The organism is Rhizobium sp. G21 (assembly GCF_014158035.1).
In the GTDB taxonomy this organism is placed as follows: domain Bacteria; phylum Pseudomonadota; class Alphaproteobacteria; order Rhizobiales; family Rhizobiaceae; genus Rhizobium_E.
The window spans coordinates 1,039,937-1,055,075 of sequence record NZ_JACFXW010000001.1 but is presented as its reverse complement, the minus strand read 5'-3'; the positions used below and the strand labels follow the sequence as shown (position 1 = coordinate 1,055,075).

The 15,139-nt window shown below is 60.5% G+C and carries 9 protein-coding genes and 2 pseudogenes; 4 read left to right on the top strand and 7 right to left on the bottom strand.

From position 1 onward, the window contains the following. Positions 1 to 12 precede the first annotated feature (12 nt). The gene (locus H2O14_RS05340; RefSeq protein ID WP_182826815.1) at positions 13 to 2,964 is read left to right on the top strand and encodes a bifunctional [glutamine synthetase] adenylyltransferase/[glutamine synthetase]-adenylyl-L-tyrosine phosphorylase; all 2,952 of its coding nucleotides are present in this window, start codon (positions 13 to 15) and stop codon (positions 2,962 to 2,964) included. Here H2O14_RS05340 and H2O14_RS05335 read toward each other — a convergent pair whose 3' ends face one another. From H2O14_RS05335 to pepN, 4 genes are all read right to left on the bottom strand, one after another. Continuing rightward, on the bottom strand, positions 2,965 to 3,393 hold the full coding sequence (locus tag H2O14_RS05335; RefSeq protein WP_182826814.1) for a hypothetical protein: 429 nt from the start codon (positions 3,391 to 3,393) through the stop codon (positions 2,965 to 2,967). Next, positions 3,390 to 3,644, bottom strand: coding sequence for a hypothetical protein (locus H2O14_RS05330; RefSeq protein ID WP_182826813.1), 255 nt, complete (start codon positions 3,642 to 3,644; stop codon positions 3,390 to 3,392). Before H2O14_RS05330 ends, H2O14_RS05335 begins: the two co-directional genes overlap by 4 nt. Before the next feature lie 92 nt (positions 3,645 to 3,736). Further along, complete coding sequence (locus H2O14_RS05325; protein WP_182826812.1) at positions 3,737 to 6,028, bottom strand: ATP-binding protein; 2,292 nt, start codon at positions 6,026 to 6,028, stop codon at positions 3,737 to 3,739. A gap of 259 nt (positions 6,029 to 6,287) precedes the next feature. Then, entirely contained in the window at positions 6,288 to 8,936 is a 2,649-nt protein-coding gene (gene pepN, locus H2O14_RS05320) for an aminopeptidase N (protein ID WP_182826811.1), read from the bottom strand. 288 nt (positions 8,937 to 9,224) lie between these two features. Between pepN and H2O14_RS05315 the strand changes: the two are divergent. Beyond that, positions 9,225 to 10,141: pseudogene (locus H2O14_RS05315) on the top strand (DMT family transporter). Positions 10,142 to 10,336: 195 nt separating this feature from the next. On the opposite strand, the pseudogene H2O14_RS27110 reads toward H2O14_RS05315, so the two are convergent. Continuing rightward, positions 10,337 to 11,278 (bottom strand): annotated as a pseudogene (locus H2O14_RS27110) (MFS transporter); the annotation flags it as partial. A 257-nt stretch (positions 11,279 to 11,535) separates the two neighbouring features. Between H2O14_RS27110 and H2O14_RS05310 the strand changes: the two are divergent. After that, a complete protein-coding gene (locus H2O14_RS05310) occupies positions 11,536 to 12,225 on the top strand; it encodes a hypothetical protein (protein ID WP_182826810.1) in 690 nt (229 codons plus the stop codon). 338 nt (positions 12,226 to 12,563) lie between these two features. Here the strand turns inward: H2O14_RS05310 and imm45 are convergent, their stop codons facing one another. Together imm45 and H2O14_RS05300 are read right to left on the bottom strand one after the other, a co-directional pair. Next, positions 12,564 to 12,917 (bottom strand): Imm45 family immunity protein, encoded by a 354-nt coding sequence (imm45, locus tag H2O14_RS05305; protein WP_182826809.1) that lies wholly within the window; start codon positions 12,915 to 12,917, stop codon positions 12,564 to 12,566. An 81-nt stretch (positions 12,918 to 12,998) separates the two neighbouring features. Next, positions 12,999 to 14,291, bottom strand: a complete 1,293-nt coding sequence (locus H2O14_RS05300) for an Hsp70 family protein (protein WP_182826808.1) — start codon at positions 14,289 to 14,291, stop codon at positions 12,999 to 13,001. A 332-nt stretch (positions 14,292 to 14,623) separates the two neighbouring features. Here H2O14_RS05300 and H2O14_RS05295 point away from each other — a divergent pair, with 332 nt between their 5' ends. Next, entirely contained in the window at positions 14,624 to 14,989 is a 366-nt protein-coding gene (locus H2O14_RS05295; RefSeq protein ID WP_182826807.1) for a type II toxin-antitoxin system VapC family toxin, read from the top strand. The last annotated feature ends 150 nt before the right edge of the window (positions 14,990 to 15,139 follow it).

Below are 15,139 nucleotides of genomic sequence, written 5' to 3'. Positions count from 1 at the left end.
CGAGGAGGTCGGATGACGGAGAAGAGCGGCGGCGCGGAGGGGCGGCGCATTTTGGATCTCACGACCAACCCCATCCTGCCGCTGTCGCAGCAGGCGGTGAAATCGGCGCTGGCCGATCTCAAGGATTGGGCGAAGGAACAGCCTGATATCGCGGCGCTTCTGTCGGGGGACAGTCCGGCCCGGGATTTCGTGGTCGCTGCCATGACTCTGTCGCCTTTTCTGCGCGACACCGCCCGCATCAATCCCGGTCTTCTGGCCGAAGCCCTGACAACCGATCCGGCCTGGGAAATCGAGACGTTGATTGCCGAGACGCGTGAGCGCTGGCGCGGGCGGACCGAGGCCGAGTTGATGACGGCGCTGCGGCAGGCGAAACGGCGGGCGGCCTTTCTGATCGCGCTCGCCGATCTCGCCGAGATCATGACGGCGGCGGAGACGACGCGGAGCCTGAGCCTGTTCGCCGGTGCGGCGACGGCGGCGGCAATCGATCATCTGCTGCTGGCGGGCGCGCAAGCCGACAAGCTGGTGCTCGCCGATCCCGGCCAACCGTCGCAAGGGTCCGGGCTGATCGTGCTCGGCATGGGAAAGCTCGGCGGCTTCGAGCTCAACTACTCCTCCGACATCGATATCGTGGTGTTCTATGAGCCGGAGGCAGGCATTCTCGTCGATCCCGACGAGGGGACGGAGACATTCGCGCGGCTGCTGAGACGGCTGATCCGCATACTTCAGGATCGCACCGGCGACGGCTATGTGTTCCGGACCGATCTTCGACTCAGGCCCGATCCGGGTTCGACGCCGCTCGCGATCCCGGTGGAGGCGGCGATCCTCTATTACGAGGGCAGAGGGCAAAATTGGGAGCGGGCGGCCTATATCAAGGCGCGGCCGATCGCGGGCGATCTCCAGGCAGGCGAGCGTTTCCTCAAAGAGTTGACGCCTTTCGTGTTCCGCAAATATCTCGACTACGCGGCGATCGCCGACATTCATTCGATCAAGCGGCAGATCCATGTGCATAAGGGGCATGGGGAAATCGCGGTGAAGGGGCATAATGTCAAGCTCGGCCGCGGCGGCATTCGCGAGATCGAGTTCTTCGCCCAGACACAGCAATTGATCGCCGGCGGCCGCATTCCCGAATTGCGCGTCAAAAGCACCGAACAGGCGCTGAATGCGTTGGAAAGCAATCGCTGGATCGATGGGGAGACCTGCGCTGAGCTGATCGAGGCCTATTGGTTCCTGCGCGGCGTCGAGCATCGTGTTCAGATGGTGCATGACGAACAGACGCATAGCCTGCCGACGTCCGAGGCCGAGCTGAAGCGCATCGCTTTCATGCTGGGATATTCCGATACGGCCGCGTTCTCTTCTGCGCTGACCAAGCGGCTGAAAACGGTGGAGCGCCGTTACGCCCGGTTGTTCGAGCAGGAAAGCAAGCTGTCCGGCGAAACCGGCAATCTCGTCTTCACCGGCCAGAAGGACGATCCCGATACGCTGAAGACGCTGGCGCAACTCGGTTTCAAACGGCCCGAGGATATTTCCCGCGCCATACGCGGCTGGCATTATGGCCGCTACAGGGCCACGCAATCGGTTGAGGCGCGTGAGCGGCTGACAGAATTGACGCCTGATATTCTCAGCGTCTTCGGCCAGACGCGACGGGCGGATGAGGCGCTGTTCGATTTCGACCGCTTCATCGCCGGTCTACCCTCCGGCATCCAGGTGTTTTCGCTGCTGTCTTCCAATCCTTCGCTGCTGTCGCTGATCGCCACCATCATGTCGGCGGCGCCGCGGCTGGCGCGGATCATTTCGGCCAAGCCGCATGTGTTCGACGGCATGCTCGATCCGACGCTGATTTCGGAATTGCCGACGCGGGAGTATCTCGAACGACGGCTGACGGCGTTTCTGTCGGGCGCGGTGCATTTCGAGGATGTGCTCGACCGTCTCCGCATCTTCGCCTTCGAGCAGAAATTCCTGATCGGTGTACGGTTGCTGACCGATGCGATCGGCGCGGATGCGGCGGCTGCGGCCTTCACCGATCTCGCCGATCTGGTGATCGGGGAGGCGCTGGCGGCTGTCAGGCGGGAGTTGGAGGCGGCGCATGGCAAACTGCCAGGCGGCGAGGTCGTGGTGCTCGGCATGGGAAAACTCGGCAGCCGCGAAATGACCGCCGGCTCCGATGTCGATATCATCCTGCTTTACGACCATGACGATGACGCGGTGTCGGATGGGCCAAAGCCGCTCGACGCCAACCGCTATTTCACCCGCATGACGCAGCGGCTGATCGCGGCGCTATCGGCGCCGACCGCAGAGGGCGTGCTCTACGAGGTGGACATGCGTCTTCGGCCCTCCGGCAACAAAGGTCCTGTGGCCACGCGACTGCGGGCCTTCGAGAAATACCAGCTCGAAGAAGCCTGGACCTGGGAGCATATGGCGCTGACCCGGGCGCGGGTGGTGAGCGGCGATAGAGATCTGGCCGGCAAGGCCGAAGAGATCATTGCCCGTGTGCTGGCGCGGCCCGGCGACAGGAGCAAGATCGCCACCGACGTCGCCGACATGCGGGCGATGATCGACAAGGAAAAGCCGCCGCGCGACGTCTGGGACGTCAAGCTGATCGCCGGCGGTCTGGTCGACATCGAATTCATCGCGCAATATTTCGCGCTGATCGCGCCGTTGAGCGGGCTCGGCGATGTCGAGCGGGGACCCGGCACGGAAGCGACGCTCGCCCGGCTCGGGCCGTCCTTTCTAGAGCCCGCCGATCTCGAAACGGTCATCGCCGCGCTCCGGCTCTATTCGGCCTTTGCGCAGATGGCGCGGCTCTGCGTCGAGGGGGATTTCATCATTGCTGATGCACCCGACGGGCTCAAGGACCTGATCTGCCAGATCGCCGAAGCGCCGGATATCCGGGTGCTGGAAGCGGAGATCAGGCGCATGTCGGCACAGGTGCGCAAGATCTTCAAGGCGACGGTGAAGGCAGAGTGATCAGGTACGGTTAATCCGGGCGATGCGACGCGCTTCGGCCAGTCGGACGAGGTGATCACGGATCTGCTCGTAAAACTCTTTTGGAATCATGCCGTAATCGCATCGCTCTGGCTTATCAGGGCGGGGACGGAGAAGCTCGCTTGGCCAATCGAATGAATTCATCTCGTCCAACCGTATCCAATTGGTCTGCTGATCAAGGCCAATCGATGCGCAGACCTCCTCCGGAATTTCCAGGGATAGGTCTTCTTGGCCGAGATCGGGTGGCGAATGGGTTATGGGCACAACAGAGGCGCGCCCCGTCCGGGAGACGTAAATGACGATTGCGCAGGGACGATCCTTGACGCCTTCCGTCAGACCGCTTCGTGCTTCTTCCAGCCAAAGGTAATTGTATCGGATCACGAGGCCCTGGACTGGAGCCGGCGTCTTCACTCGGATACTTCGCCGTATTTGGCATTCTTTATGGCGTCGAGAAGTTCGTCATCAATATCTTCAACAGCCACGACCTCACGCTCTTTGAGCTTGAGACGGCGGTAATGTTCGAGTTCCTTAGGACTGAGATAGCCGCCGACAACACGATCGTGCGACGTCACTTCGATCACGCCGACGGCGTGGACCTCTTCCCGATATCGCGCGAAGCTGCGAGAAAACTGGGTTGCTGAAACCTGCAGAGGACGAGACATCGAAACTTCTCCTATAGGAGAAAAATACGTAAATTGCGTATTTTGTCAATGCGAGGGCAGAGGTCAAGAGGTAGCAATCTCCGCCTTCTGTCTTAAATCCTCACCACAATGATCGTGCCCTTGCCCTCTTCGGAATGGATCTTCATTTCGCCGCCGTGGAGCTGGGTGAGGGAGCGGGAGATGGCGAGACCGAGGCCGGAGCCGCCCTGGCTCTTGGCGTATTGGCTCTGAACCTGCTCGAAGGGCTGGCCGATCTTGTGCATGGCGGACTTCGGGATGCCGATGCCGGTGTCCGCGATGGTCATGCAGATGCAATCGCTGAGCTTGCGGGCGCGGACGATGACCTTGCCGTCGGGATTGGTGAATTTTACCGCATTGGACAGCAGATTGAGCAGGATCTGCTTCATGGCGCGCTTGTCGGCCATCAGGCGCAGATCGCCGTCGATATGCTGCTCCACGGTGATGTGCTTCTGGGCTGCGGCGATGTTGATGAAACGCAGGCTTTCCTCGATCAGCACGCCGAGATCAGTGGGCTCGGGATTGATCTTGAGATGTCCCGCCTCGATCTTGGACATATCGAGAATGTCGCTGATGACCTGGAGCAGGTGCTTGCCGCTCTCATGGATGTCTCCGGCATATTCGAAGTACTTTTCCGAGCCGAGCGGGCCGAACATCTGGTTCTGCAGGATCTCGGAAAAGCCGAGGATGGCGTTGAGCGGCGTGCGCAGCTCGTGCGACATATTAGCGAGGAATTCGGACTTGGCGCGGTTGGCGGCCTCGGCGCGCTCCTTCTCCGCCTGGTAATTGGAGTTGGCGACCGACAGTTCGGATTTCTGCCGTTCGAGCTTGAGGCGCGAGGCGGAGAGATCGCCGATCGTCGCCATAAGCCGGCGCTCGCTGTCGCGCAAACGCTCCTGGTGGCGCTTCAGAAGCGTGATGTCGGTGCCCACCGAGACGAGGCCGCCGTCATGGGTGCGGCGCTCGTTGATCTGCAGCCAGCGGCCGTCGGCGAGCTGCACTTCCATGGTCTGGGACATGACCTGACCGGGATCAGGATCGGCGAGTCGTCGTTCGATCACCGGACGTGAGGCCGCCCCCAGCACCACATGCCGCTCGGCGCCGGGGACCAGCACGTAATCGGGAAGGCCGTAAGCCTGTTGGTAGTGCGAATTGCACATTACCAGCCGGTCGTGCTTGTCCCAGAGCACGAAGGCTTCGGAGGTGGATTCGATGGCGTCGGCCAAACGCTGGTCGGCCTCCGCATAGCGCTGGGCGAGCTTGTGCTGCTCGGTGACATCCATGGCGATGCCGATGAGATGAACCCGGCGCGAGGTGGAACGAATGATCTGGGCGCGGGCGCGCAGCCAGACATAATGGCCGGACGCATGACGAACCCGGAAAACCTGGTCGAGCTGGCGCAGTTCGCCGCGCGCGATGCTGCGGGCGAGCGAATAGATGGACTTGTCGTCCGGATGCATGAGCCGGGCGACCTCGCCGAAGGACATCACCGTGTCGCGCGAGGCGACGCCGAGCATTTCGAACATCGAGCGCGACCAGAACAGCCGCCCGTCCTCCATGTCCAGATCCCAGAGGCCGCAGCGACCGCGCGACAAGGCCGTTTCCACCCGCACATTGGATTCGACGAAGATCTCGTCGGCGTCGCGCGCGCGCTTCGCCTGATTGTAATAGGCGTAGAGAATGACGAGAATGATCGCCGCAATGCCGGTGAACAGCGTGACGTTGAGCGAAATTTCCTCGCGCCAGAGCGCGTCGACGCCATCTGTGGGCAGGAAGACCATCACCGAACCGAGATCAGCGCCGATGCGCGCGACGGAAGCATAGAAGCTCTTGCCATTCAGCAGGACGCGTTGATCCGCCGCGGGGATCTGGTCGGCATAGAAACTCGGCGCCAGCGTCTGGATATAGCGTCCGGGCCGGCCGGCTTCGGAACCGATGGCGGCGACGATATAGCCGCTTCGATCTGCGGCATAGACTTCCAGTCCCGAATTGATCAGAGCGGCCGGCAGATCGGCGCGAGCAAGGGCCTCGGCGCGCATGGCTTCGTTCTTCGTGACGACGTCCGGATTGCCGGCGAGCCGCGCCGCGATGGTATTCGCCGACAGTTGAGCCTGAAGGATATGGGCGTCCTCCAACCGCTGCACTTCGGCATAGATGCCGAAAGCGCGCGAGGCGGCGACGACCAGCAGAAAAGCAGTGATCAGGATAGGGATGGAACGCTTCAGATGCGGTTGCGCCCGGGACATGCTCCCCGCGCGACGCCAGCCTTTGATGAATGTTCGCACCTGCCGCTCGACGCCCGAAAGAGCCGTAAAGCCGGGACGAACGGAGCCGTCGGTCACGCTTCCCCGTCGCGTATCCGCCATGTTTTCCGCCTTGATTCCTTTGATGATTCGACCGCCGCTCGCTCGAATCTGCCGTAATGAATCATCCCCGAATCGGCTTGTCCAGAGATCAGGATTAAACTTTTATTAACCCCTTTATTCGACTCGGCTTTTTTCGGCGACATCGCCGGAGCCGAACAAAATCAGCCGGATAGGCGGCTCTCTCGGGTGTCGGGGTTGAGTTCGGCGGCGCTGCGGAGAGGGGGAGGAAGAGCGGCGGGAACCACCCCGCCGCGCTCCGTCAGCCTTTCAGCATGCGATCGACGAGATCGCGGACATCCGGAGAGAGCGGCCCCGACCGATCGATCTCCATCAGCGCGGACTTCGCATGGCTGGCGCGAACGGGTTCGAGCGACCTCCAGGAGCGCATGGAGGTGAGGATACGGGCTGCGACTTGTGGGTTGCGCTTGTCGATCGCCACGATCTGCTCGGCGAGGAAAGCATAGCCCGCGCCGTCCTTGCGGTTGAAGCCGGTGGGGTTCTGCATGGCGAAAGAGCCGATCAGCGACCGCAGGCGATTGGGATTGTTCGGCGCAAAATGGCGGCTTTCCGTGAGGGCCTTGACGCGATCAAGCGTCGAAGCGCCGGGAATGGCGGCCTGGATGGAGAACCACTTGTCCATGACCAGCGGATTGTCGCCGAACCGTTTTTCGAAGGCGGCGAGCGCGTCGGTCGCTTCGGCGCTGTCGGGGAAACGATGCGCGAGCGTGGTCAGAGCAGACGCCTGTTCGGTCATGTTGTCGGCTTCGGCGAAGGCCTTTGCGGCCCGCGCCGGCGTCCCGTCGGCAGAGGCGAGCCAGCCGAGCGCGGCGTTGCGCAGGGCGCGCTTGCCGGCGCTGACGGCGTCGGGGCTGAACGGACCTTCGGGGGCTAGCGTCGCATGGATATCGGCGAGCGCCCCGGCTGCGGCCTTGGCGGCGGCGCCGATTACTCCCTCGCGGGCTTCGTGAATAGCGTCGGTGTCGATATTGGCGCCGATCTCGCGGGCGATGTCGGATTCCGACGGCAACGCCAGTGCCTGAGCGCGGAAGGCAGGCTCCAGCGTCTCATTGACCAAGGTTGCGCCGAGAATGTCGATCAGTTCGGGACCTGCGGACGGCGTCTCGCCGGCCTGGACGGCGCGCACCGCCTTCAGGAGATCCTGCAGCGCCAGCGTGTTGATCGCCTGCCAGCGTGAGAAGAGATCGGCGTCGTGACGGGCGATATGAACGATGTCGGCGGCCGACTGGTCGAGATGCAAGTTGATCGGGGCCGAGAAGCTGCGATTGACCGACAGGACCGGACGAGAGGGTACGCCTTCGAACACGAAAGTCTGGGCGCGATCGGTGAGATGCAGCACCCCGCCGGAATATTCGCCGCCGGTGACGGCGCTAAGCTTGGCTTCGGAGCCGTCTTCCAGGATCAGGCCGAACGCCAACGGAATATGCATCGGCTGCTTGCTGGGCTGGCCGGGCGTCGGCGGGACCATCTGTTCGAGCGACAGGCTGAGCGTCTTGGCCGCCGCGTCATAGGCGGCGGAGGCCGACACAAGCGGCGTGCCGGACTGGCGGTACCAGAGTGAGAACTGGCCGAGATCACGGCCGCTCGCATCCTCGAAGCAGGTGACGAAATCCTCGATCGTCACCGCCTGTCCGTCATGGCGTTCGAAATAGAGATCCATGCCCTTGCGGAAATCGGACGCGCCGAGCAGCGTCGCGATCATGCGGGTGACTTCCGAGCCCTTCTCATAGACCGTGGTCGTGTAGAAGTTGTTGATCTCGCGGTAGATCTCAGGGCGGACGGGGTGGGCGAGGGGGCCGGCGTCCTCGGCGAACTGCTCGGCCTTGAGATGGCGGACCTCGGCGATGCGCTTGACGGCGCGGGAGCGCTGGTCGGCGGAGAATTCGTGGTCGCGATAGACGGTCAGGCCTTCCTTGAGGCAGAGCTGGAACCAGTCGCGGCAGGTGATGCGGTTGCCGGTCCAGTTGTGGAAATATTCATGCGCGACGATCGCCTCGATATTGGCGTAGTCCTGGTCTGTCGCGGTTTCCGGGTCGGCGAGAATGTATTTGTCGTTGAAGACGTTGAGGCCCTTGTTCTCCATGGCGCCCATGTTGAAGTCGGACACGGCGACGATCATGAAGATGTCGAGATCATATTCGCGGCCGAAGGCTTCCTCGTCCCACTTCATCGAGCGCTTGAGCGCGTCCATGGCGTAGGCGGCACGCGGCTCCTTGCCATGCTCGACATAGATCTTCAACGCGACGTCGTTGCCAGACAAGGTGGTGAAGGTGTCTTCGACCACGCCGAGATCGCCGGCGACCAGCGCGAAGAGATAGCTGGGCTTTGGATGCGGATCGAACCAGGCGGCGAAACGGCGGCCGTCGCCATAGGGACCGGCGCCGAGAAAATTGCCGTTCGACAGCATGAGCGGATTGGCCTCGCCATCGCCGATGATGGTGATGGTGTAGACGCCGAGAACGTCGGGGCGATCCATGAAATAGGTGATCCGCCTGAAACCCTCCGCCTCGCACTGCGTGCAATAGGTGCCGTTGGTGCGGTAGAGCCCCATCAGCTTGGTGTTGGCTTCCGGATTGATGATGGTCTCGATGGTGACCTCGAACGTCACGCCGGTGGGCAGATCGCGGATGACCAACTGTTTATCGGAGACGTCGTATTGCGAAGCGGGAATTTCGTTGCCGTCTATGGCGACTGCTTTCAGCGACAGTTCATCGCCATCCAGCACCAGCGGCGCATCCTCGGCTGCGCCATCGCGGCGATGCATCAGCGAGCGCTGGATCACCAGCGTCGCCGTAGGGTCGAGTTCGAAGGTGAGATCGACGCGCTCGAGCACGAAATCTGTGGGGCGGTAGTCTGTCAGATGAATAATCTGGCCGGAGGAGGCGTCCATCGTGTCTTCCCGGTTTGCAAGCGCGAATCATCATGGTGATCGTCGGCGAAAGCGCTCATCCCGCTTGCAATTCATGCGATGCGCGCAAATCCGGCGGCAGTATTTCAGTGAAATGCTGATCTAACGTTAACATGTATCAAATGCGAACAGCTTTGTCTTGCAGTCGATCGTATGCGATCATTCTTGGGGCGGGATGATCACAGCCGTCGCTATTTTGCCCATCGACGTCTTGTCTTGGCCGTCGAATGAGCGCAAGTGGGAAACTCAAGCCCTGCCGAGCCGAATCCCATGGACAAGACCGTCACCAATCCGCTGCGCGGCATCACGATGAAGCTGCTGTCGATCGTGCTGTTTCTCTGCATGCAGATCCTGATCAAGGAAGGCGGCAAGGGGTTGGCGACCGGGGAGATCACCTTCTTTCGATCCCTCTTCGCCATGCCTGCAATCCTAGCCTGGCTGGCGATGCGCGGCGAATTTCTCTCGGCCTTCCGCACCGACAACCCCTTCGGCCATTTCAAGCGCGGCTTTATTGGCGTTATATCGATGTCGTTCGGCTTTTACGCGTTGGTGCATCTGCCGCTGCCGGAGGCGATCGTCATCGGCTATGCGTTGCCGCTGTTCACCGTCATCGCAGGCGCCGTGCTTCTGGGGAGACGGTTCGGGCCTATCGCTGGAGCGCGGTGGCCGTGGGGTTCTTGGGGGTGATGATCATTCTCTGGCCGAAACTCGATCTGTTCACATCGGGGCGGATGAGCGCCGGAGAATTTGCGGGCGCAATCGCGGCCTTGACGAGCGCGGCGCTGGCGGCGCTCGCCATGGTGCAGGTCAGGCAGTTGGTGCGCACCGAGAATACGCCGACGATCGTGTTGTATTTCTCGCTGTCGGCGACCTTGCTGTCGCTTCTTACCATCCCCTTTGGCTGGCCGGCGATGAGCTGGGAGCAGGCGCTGATGCTGATGGGGGCCGGTTTCTTCGGCGGGGTGGCGCAGATCCTTCTGACCGAGAGTTACCGTTACGCCGACGTCTCGACCATCGCGCCTTTCGAGTATACGTCAATCATCGGCGGGGCGGCGGTGGGCTATTTGCTGTTCGGGGAAACGCTCAGCGCCTCCCTGTATCTGGGAGCCGCCGTGATCATCGGCTCCGGCGTGTTCATCATCTGGCGGGAAAGCCGCCGCGGCGTCAAACGTCCGACGGCGGGATGACGGCGGGACGCTGCCGCAAGCGAAGCCCCGCATAAGCGCCGTAGAGCGCGAAACACAGAGCCAGCAGCATCGGCAGGCCCGGCGCGCCGCCGAAGGCGATGGCCTGGCCGGCGGCCAGGGGGCCGACGACGACGCCCAATCCGTAGAGCACAGTGATGCCGCTCGAGATCCGCACATATTCGCCGGGCTCGCGAGATCGTTGGCATGCGCGACATTCAGCGAATAGATCGGGAAGATCACCATGCCGGCGAGGAAGCCCGAGAGATAGACGAAATAGGGCGAGGCTGACGACGCCGCCATGGCGAGCGCCGCGACGATGCCGAACGCGCCGCAGCCGACCATCACCAGCCGGCGGTCCATGTGGTCGGAAATGCGGCCGAGCGGAAACTGCGCCACCACGGAGCCCAATATGACGGCGGCGATGAGATTTGCGCCGCCGGTTTCGCTCAGCCCGCTCATTTTGGCGTAGACGGCGGAGAAATTCACCCAGGCCGCCGAAATGACGCCGGCGATGAAGGTGCCGACAAAGGCGACGGGCGAGCGCGTCCACAGTCCCTTGAGATCGAAACCCGCTTCGGTGGGGATGGAGGGCGAGGTGCTGGACGACAGCGCGATTGGGAAGATCGCCACCGAAAACAGGATGGCGGCGACGATGAACAGAACCGTGGTCATGGGATCGGCGAGCGCCGCGATATAGGGGCCGGCGATCGAGCCGCCCATGGCCACCACCATATAGACCGAAAACATCAGGCCGCGATTTTCATTGGTCGCCTTCTCGTTGATCCAGCTTTCCATGATCATGTAGCCGCCGGCGATGGCGAAGCCGAACAGGCCGCGAAACAGCATCCACCACAGCGGCGTCTGCTCGAGCGAGCAGAGCAGGATCGAAATCGACATCAACGCGATATAGGCGGAGAACACCCGGATATGGCCGGTGCGGCGGATGAAGCGTGGCGTGACGAAGGACGAGAGCGTATAGCCGAGCGAATAAACCGCGCCGATCAGCGAAATGTCATAGGCCGTCCAGCCTTCGCCGAGCGCGCGCAACTGCACGATATAGCCGCCCAGCCCGAAACCGGTCATGACGATGAAGATCGTGAGAAGCAGGCTGGAAATCGATTTGAGGCTGTTGGTCACATCAAGGCTCCGTCGCGCGCGCCGATTGTAGCGTGCGGCCGGGTGCTTAGGCTATTCCGTCCGCGCCGTCCATCGGCGAAGCCGATGCGTGCGTTTGGGGGAGAGGAGGGTTTGTTCCTATGACCGGGCCGAAAATCGGCACTGCAATGTTTAAAGGAAACCATGACAGAGAATTGCCATCACTGCTATTGGTTGTTTCTGCAAAACGAAGCCGGCAAAGATATGGGTATGCGAGGGAGCATGAGGAAGTCTGACATATGAGAAGAGCCTTCTTTAACGAAGACGCCTATGACCCGCTTAAAAACGAGGAAGGCGATGCGCCGCTTCGTCATTGGCTGACCTCAATGTCTGTAAAGCTCCTGGATCCGGAGCAGGCAAACAAGATCGATCATCACAAACTATTTGATCTTTTGTTATCTCGAGGAGAAAGATGGGACCGTATCCTGAGCTTGCCTCTGTTGCCTGAGGTGAATGGCGTCAATCATGTGGCGATCCCCTTCAGCATCGATGAACATGAAGATAAGGATGTTCATGATCACCCATTATCCCATGTTATTCAGGATTTTTTCAACAAGGCTCTATCACGCAAAAAATACGTTTTCTCTTGCGATCCTAGGCACTTTGTGGCGGCGGAGTTGGAGATGTTTAGCTATGATATAGCCCATGAGCTCGCGCGGGATGGCGGGGGAAACAATGACTATATTTTATTTGACAGTAACGCGGCTGTATGGATGACTTACAACCCGGATCTACCCTTCGTCATTATTTCGAGGCGCAAGAGTGATAGCGCCGAATTGAGAATCGGCGGATGGGAAGACGAGTTTTGGCGTAATTACTTCTCGGAAAACATCGATGAGGCGTCCTCTTATTGCGGATCCTGCTTCGCCGAACTCTTCAAAAAAACATTCCTCCCCCGACTACGAGGGTTTTCAGATATATCTCTATAGAGAGATGACCGAGGCAAGCCCCCGCTCACAACGCCACCCAGTCCGCCGCCTCCTCGCGTTCGCCGATCAGGGTGAGGCCAGAGGCCACTAGCCTCGCTAATTGGCGTGATACTGCGGTAATCACTATTGCGGATAAAACCTCCGCCGCTTTGGGCCTTCAGGTTCCACTCTCAGCCGAGGTCATCGGCGAACCTCACGAACAAAATCTAGCGTGGCCTCGGCGTGCGTCATCTTTAGACCGAAGCGGTAGTCAAGGATTATGAAAAGCCGGGACTTTGCTACACATTACCGCGTCGGCATACTAGATGGTCGGCCAGTAGGGGAGAATCCTTGCCGTTCTAACTATCGTTTTCCGTTGACGGACTCTGGGCAGCATCTGGCTGCTCCAGTACGTAAACATCCTGGATGTCTGTGTCTTCATACACCCATTCGTTGAAATTTTCTATCAGCCAAGCGGACGATACGGCTTCGTGTCGGGGTGTTTCAGCTTCTTTGGGAAGAGTTGTTAGTATGCGTCCGGCTTTGCGACCAGATAAGATGACGAAACCATACCCTCCGCCGTACTCCGAAAATTTGCACAGCATGACTTCAAGCCAATCCTCATGGATAATCCCATCTCCTGGGAACAGAAGTCGTTCTCCGTGATAAAATGTGTTTCCATTTTCCGAAGCGGCGTATTCTGATAGCTTCATCGGAGCCTCCTTGCCCGGCAACCTACGGAACTCCTTATCTTTCGGCTAGCTTCATCGCTGCCGACGAACATGAACTCCCGCTCACAGCGCCGCCCAATCCGCCGCGTCCTCGCGTTCGCCGATCAGGGCGAGGCCATGGGCGATGGAGAGGAGTTCGCCGCCGCTTTCGATGCGCTCGGCGCCGAAGCGGTTTTCGAACAGGCGGCGCACCGCCGGCACGAAGGAGGTGCCGCCGGTGAGGAAGACTTTGTCGATCGCCCCGGGCGACATGCCGGTCTTGGTCAGCGCGTCGTCGAGCGCGGTTTCCATCGCCTTGAGGTCGTCGGCGATCCAGCCTTCGAAATCCGTGCGCTTGACCATGCGGCGGCTCTTCTCGCCGAGCGGCGCAAAGAAGAATTCGGTCTCTTCCTCTTCCGACAGACGCATCTTGGTCCGCGACACGGCCTGATAGAGCGGATAGCCTTCATCCTGGTCGATCAGATCGATGAAGGCTTCGAGCTTTTCCGGCTCGAGCGAGGCGCGAACCAGACCCTTCAAGTCCTGAAAATCCTTGAGCGTCTTGAAGATCGACAGCTGGTTCCAGCGACCGAAATTGGCGTAGTAATTGGTCGGAACATCGAGGATCTTGTCGAAGCTCTTGAATTTCGAGCCTTTGCCGATCACCGGCGAGACGAGGTTGTCGATAATGCGGTAATCGAACTGGTCGCCGGCCACGCCGACGCCGGAATGGCCGAGCGGCGTCGCCGTCAGCCGGCCCGCAGCAGTTTCGAAGCGGATGACGGAATAATCGGTGGTGCCGCCGCCGAAATCGGCCACCAGCACGGTGGCGTCGCGCTTCAGCTTTTCGGCGAAGAAGAAGGCCGCGGCGACCGGCTCATAGACGAAATGCACTTCCGGAAAGCCGAGACGGCCTAGCGCCTCGTTGTAACGCGTGACGGCCAAGCCTTCATCGGGATTGGCGCCGGCATATTTGACCGGCCGTCCGACGACGATGCGATTGATGCCGCTGTCGAGCGCCGCGCCGGCATAATCGCGCAGTCGGTTGAGGAAGGTCTCCATCAGGTCTTCGAAGCTGAAGCGCTTGGCGTAGACCAGCGTGCCCTGAAACAAGGGCGAGGCGGCAAATGTCTTGATCGACTGCAGGAAACGCACATCGCCGGGATTGTCGACAAAGACGCGGATCGCCGCGGCGCCCGCTTCGACATCCAGCTTGGACGCGCCGAGACGACCGTCCTTCATGAAGGACAGACAGGTGCGCATGCTGTCGGTGTGGCCGGCGAGGCTGTCGAAGGTGAGCGAACGCGAGCCGTTGCCTTCCTTGACCGCGAGCACGGTGTTGGTGGTGCCGAAATCCAGGCCGAGCGCGGTCGCCATCTGAAAACTCCATCGGAAATGGGAAATGCTGCGCCGCAGCGGAAGGCGCGCCTCATGCCACAGGGGCAGGGGGATGGCAATGGGAATTTGACGCTGAGCCTGAACGCGACTACCTTCGCGCGAAGGACACGGAGGATCTTCCGCATGGCCAGTACGACTGCAAGCCGAGACGGCGCCGATAAGATAAACGCGACAGAAAATGACGGTTCAGCGGAGTGGAGGTCTGCGCTTCAGGCCGTTTTCGGCGTCTGGCGGGATCATGATGACCTGGACCGACAAACCATCGAGGAGCGGCGAAAACTCGTCGAGCGAATGTCAAGAGCCGACGGCGCATGATTGTCGACAGTTGCATTCTGATTGATGTTTCCCGGGGCAACCAAGCCGCTCTCAATTTTCTCCTACACCAGAATGAGCGTCCCGCCATCTCTATGCTGACTGTCGTGGAAGTCATGCGTGGCGTCCGCAAGACGTCGGAGGAAACGCTGTTCCGCGCGCTGTTTGAGAAAATGGCCTGCGTGCCCGTGGATCTCGATATTTCCTTGCGCGCGGGTGAATATCTTCGCCGCTATGGACCGAGCCACGGCGTAGATCTTGTAGATGCTGTTATCGCGTCGACTGCCATCTCGATGCAAAAGCCGTTGGCGACGTTGAACCTCAAACATTTCCCCATGTTCCCAGATTTGGCGCGACCCTATTGATATACAGGTTCATGGCAGCAATTCTTCTAACATTTTTTTGTCCGATAATTTACGTTTACGTCAAAGTAAGGTATGAGCAAATGAGATAGGCTTATGTCGTTTGCTGGCTCGACAAGGTTTTGCGGATTTGACACAAGACTTCGACCAATT

Excerpts from the sequence above, each read along its gene's own strand:
- H2O14_RS05330 (WP_182826813.1), bottom strand. The coding sequence starts at position 3,644 with ATGTCTCGTCCTCTGCAGGTTTCAGCAACCCAGTTTTCTCGCAGCTTC.
- pepN (WP_182826811.1), bottom strand. The coding sequence starts at position 8,936 with ATGGACGCCTCCTCCGGCCAGATTATTCATCTGACAGACTACCGCCCC.
- H2O14_RS05300 (WP_182826808.1), bottom strand. The coding sequence starts at position 14,291 with ATGGCGACCGCGCTCGGCCTGGATTTCGGCACCACCAACACCGTGCTC.
- H2O14_RS05295 (WP_182826807.1), top strand. The coding sequence starts at position 14,624 with ATGATTGTCGACAGTTGCATTCTGATTGATGTTTCCCGGGGCAACCAA.
- H2O14_RS05325 (WP_182826812.1), bottom strand. The coding sequence starts at position 6,028 with ATGGCGGATACGCGACGGGGAAGCGTGACCGACGGCTCCGTTCGTCCC.
- H2O14_RS05310 (WP_182826810.1), top strand. The coding sequence starts at position 11,536 with ATGAGAAGAGCCTTCTTTAACGAAGACGCCTATGACCCGCTTAAAAAC.
- H2O14_RS05340 (WP_182826815.1), top strand. The coding sequence starts at position 13 with ATGACGGAGAAGAGCGGCGGCGCGGAGGGGCGGCGCATTTTGGATCTC.
- imm45 (WP_182826809.1), bottom strand. The coding sequence starts at position 12,917 with ATGAAGCTATCAGAATACGCCGCTTCGGAAAATGGAAACACATTTTAT.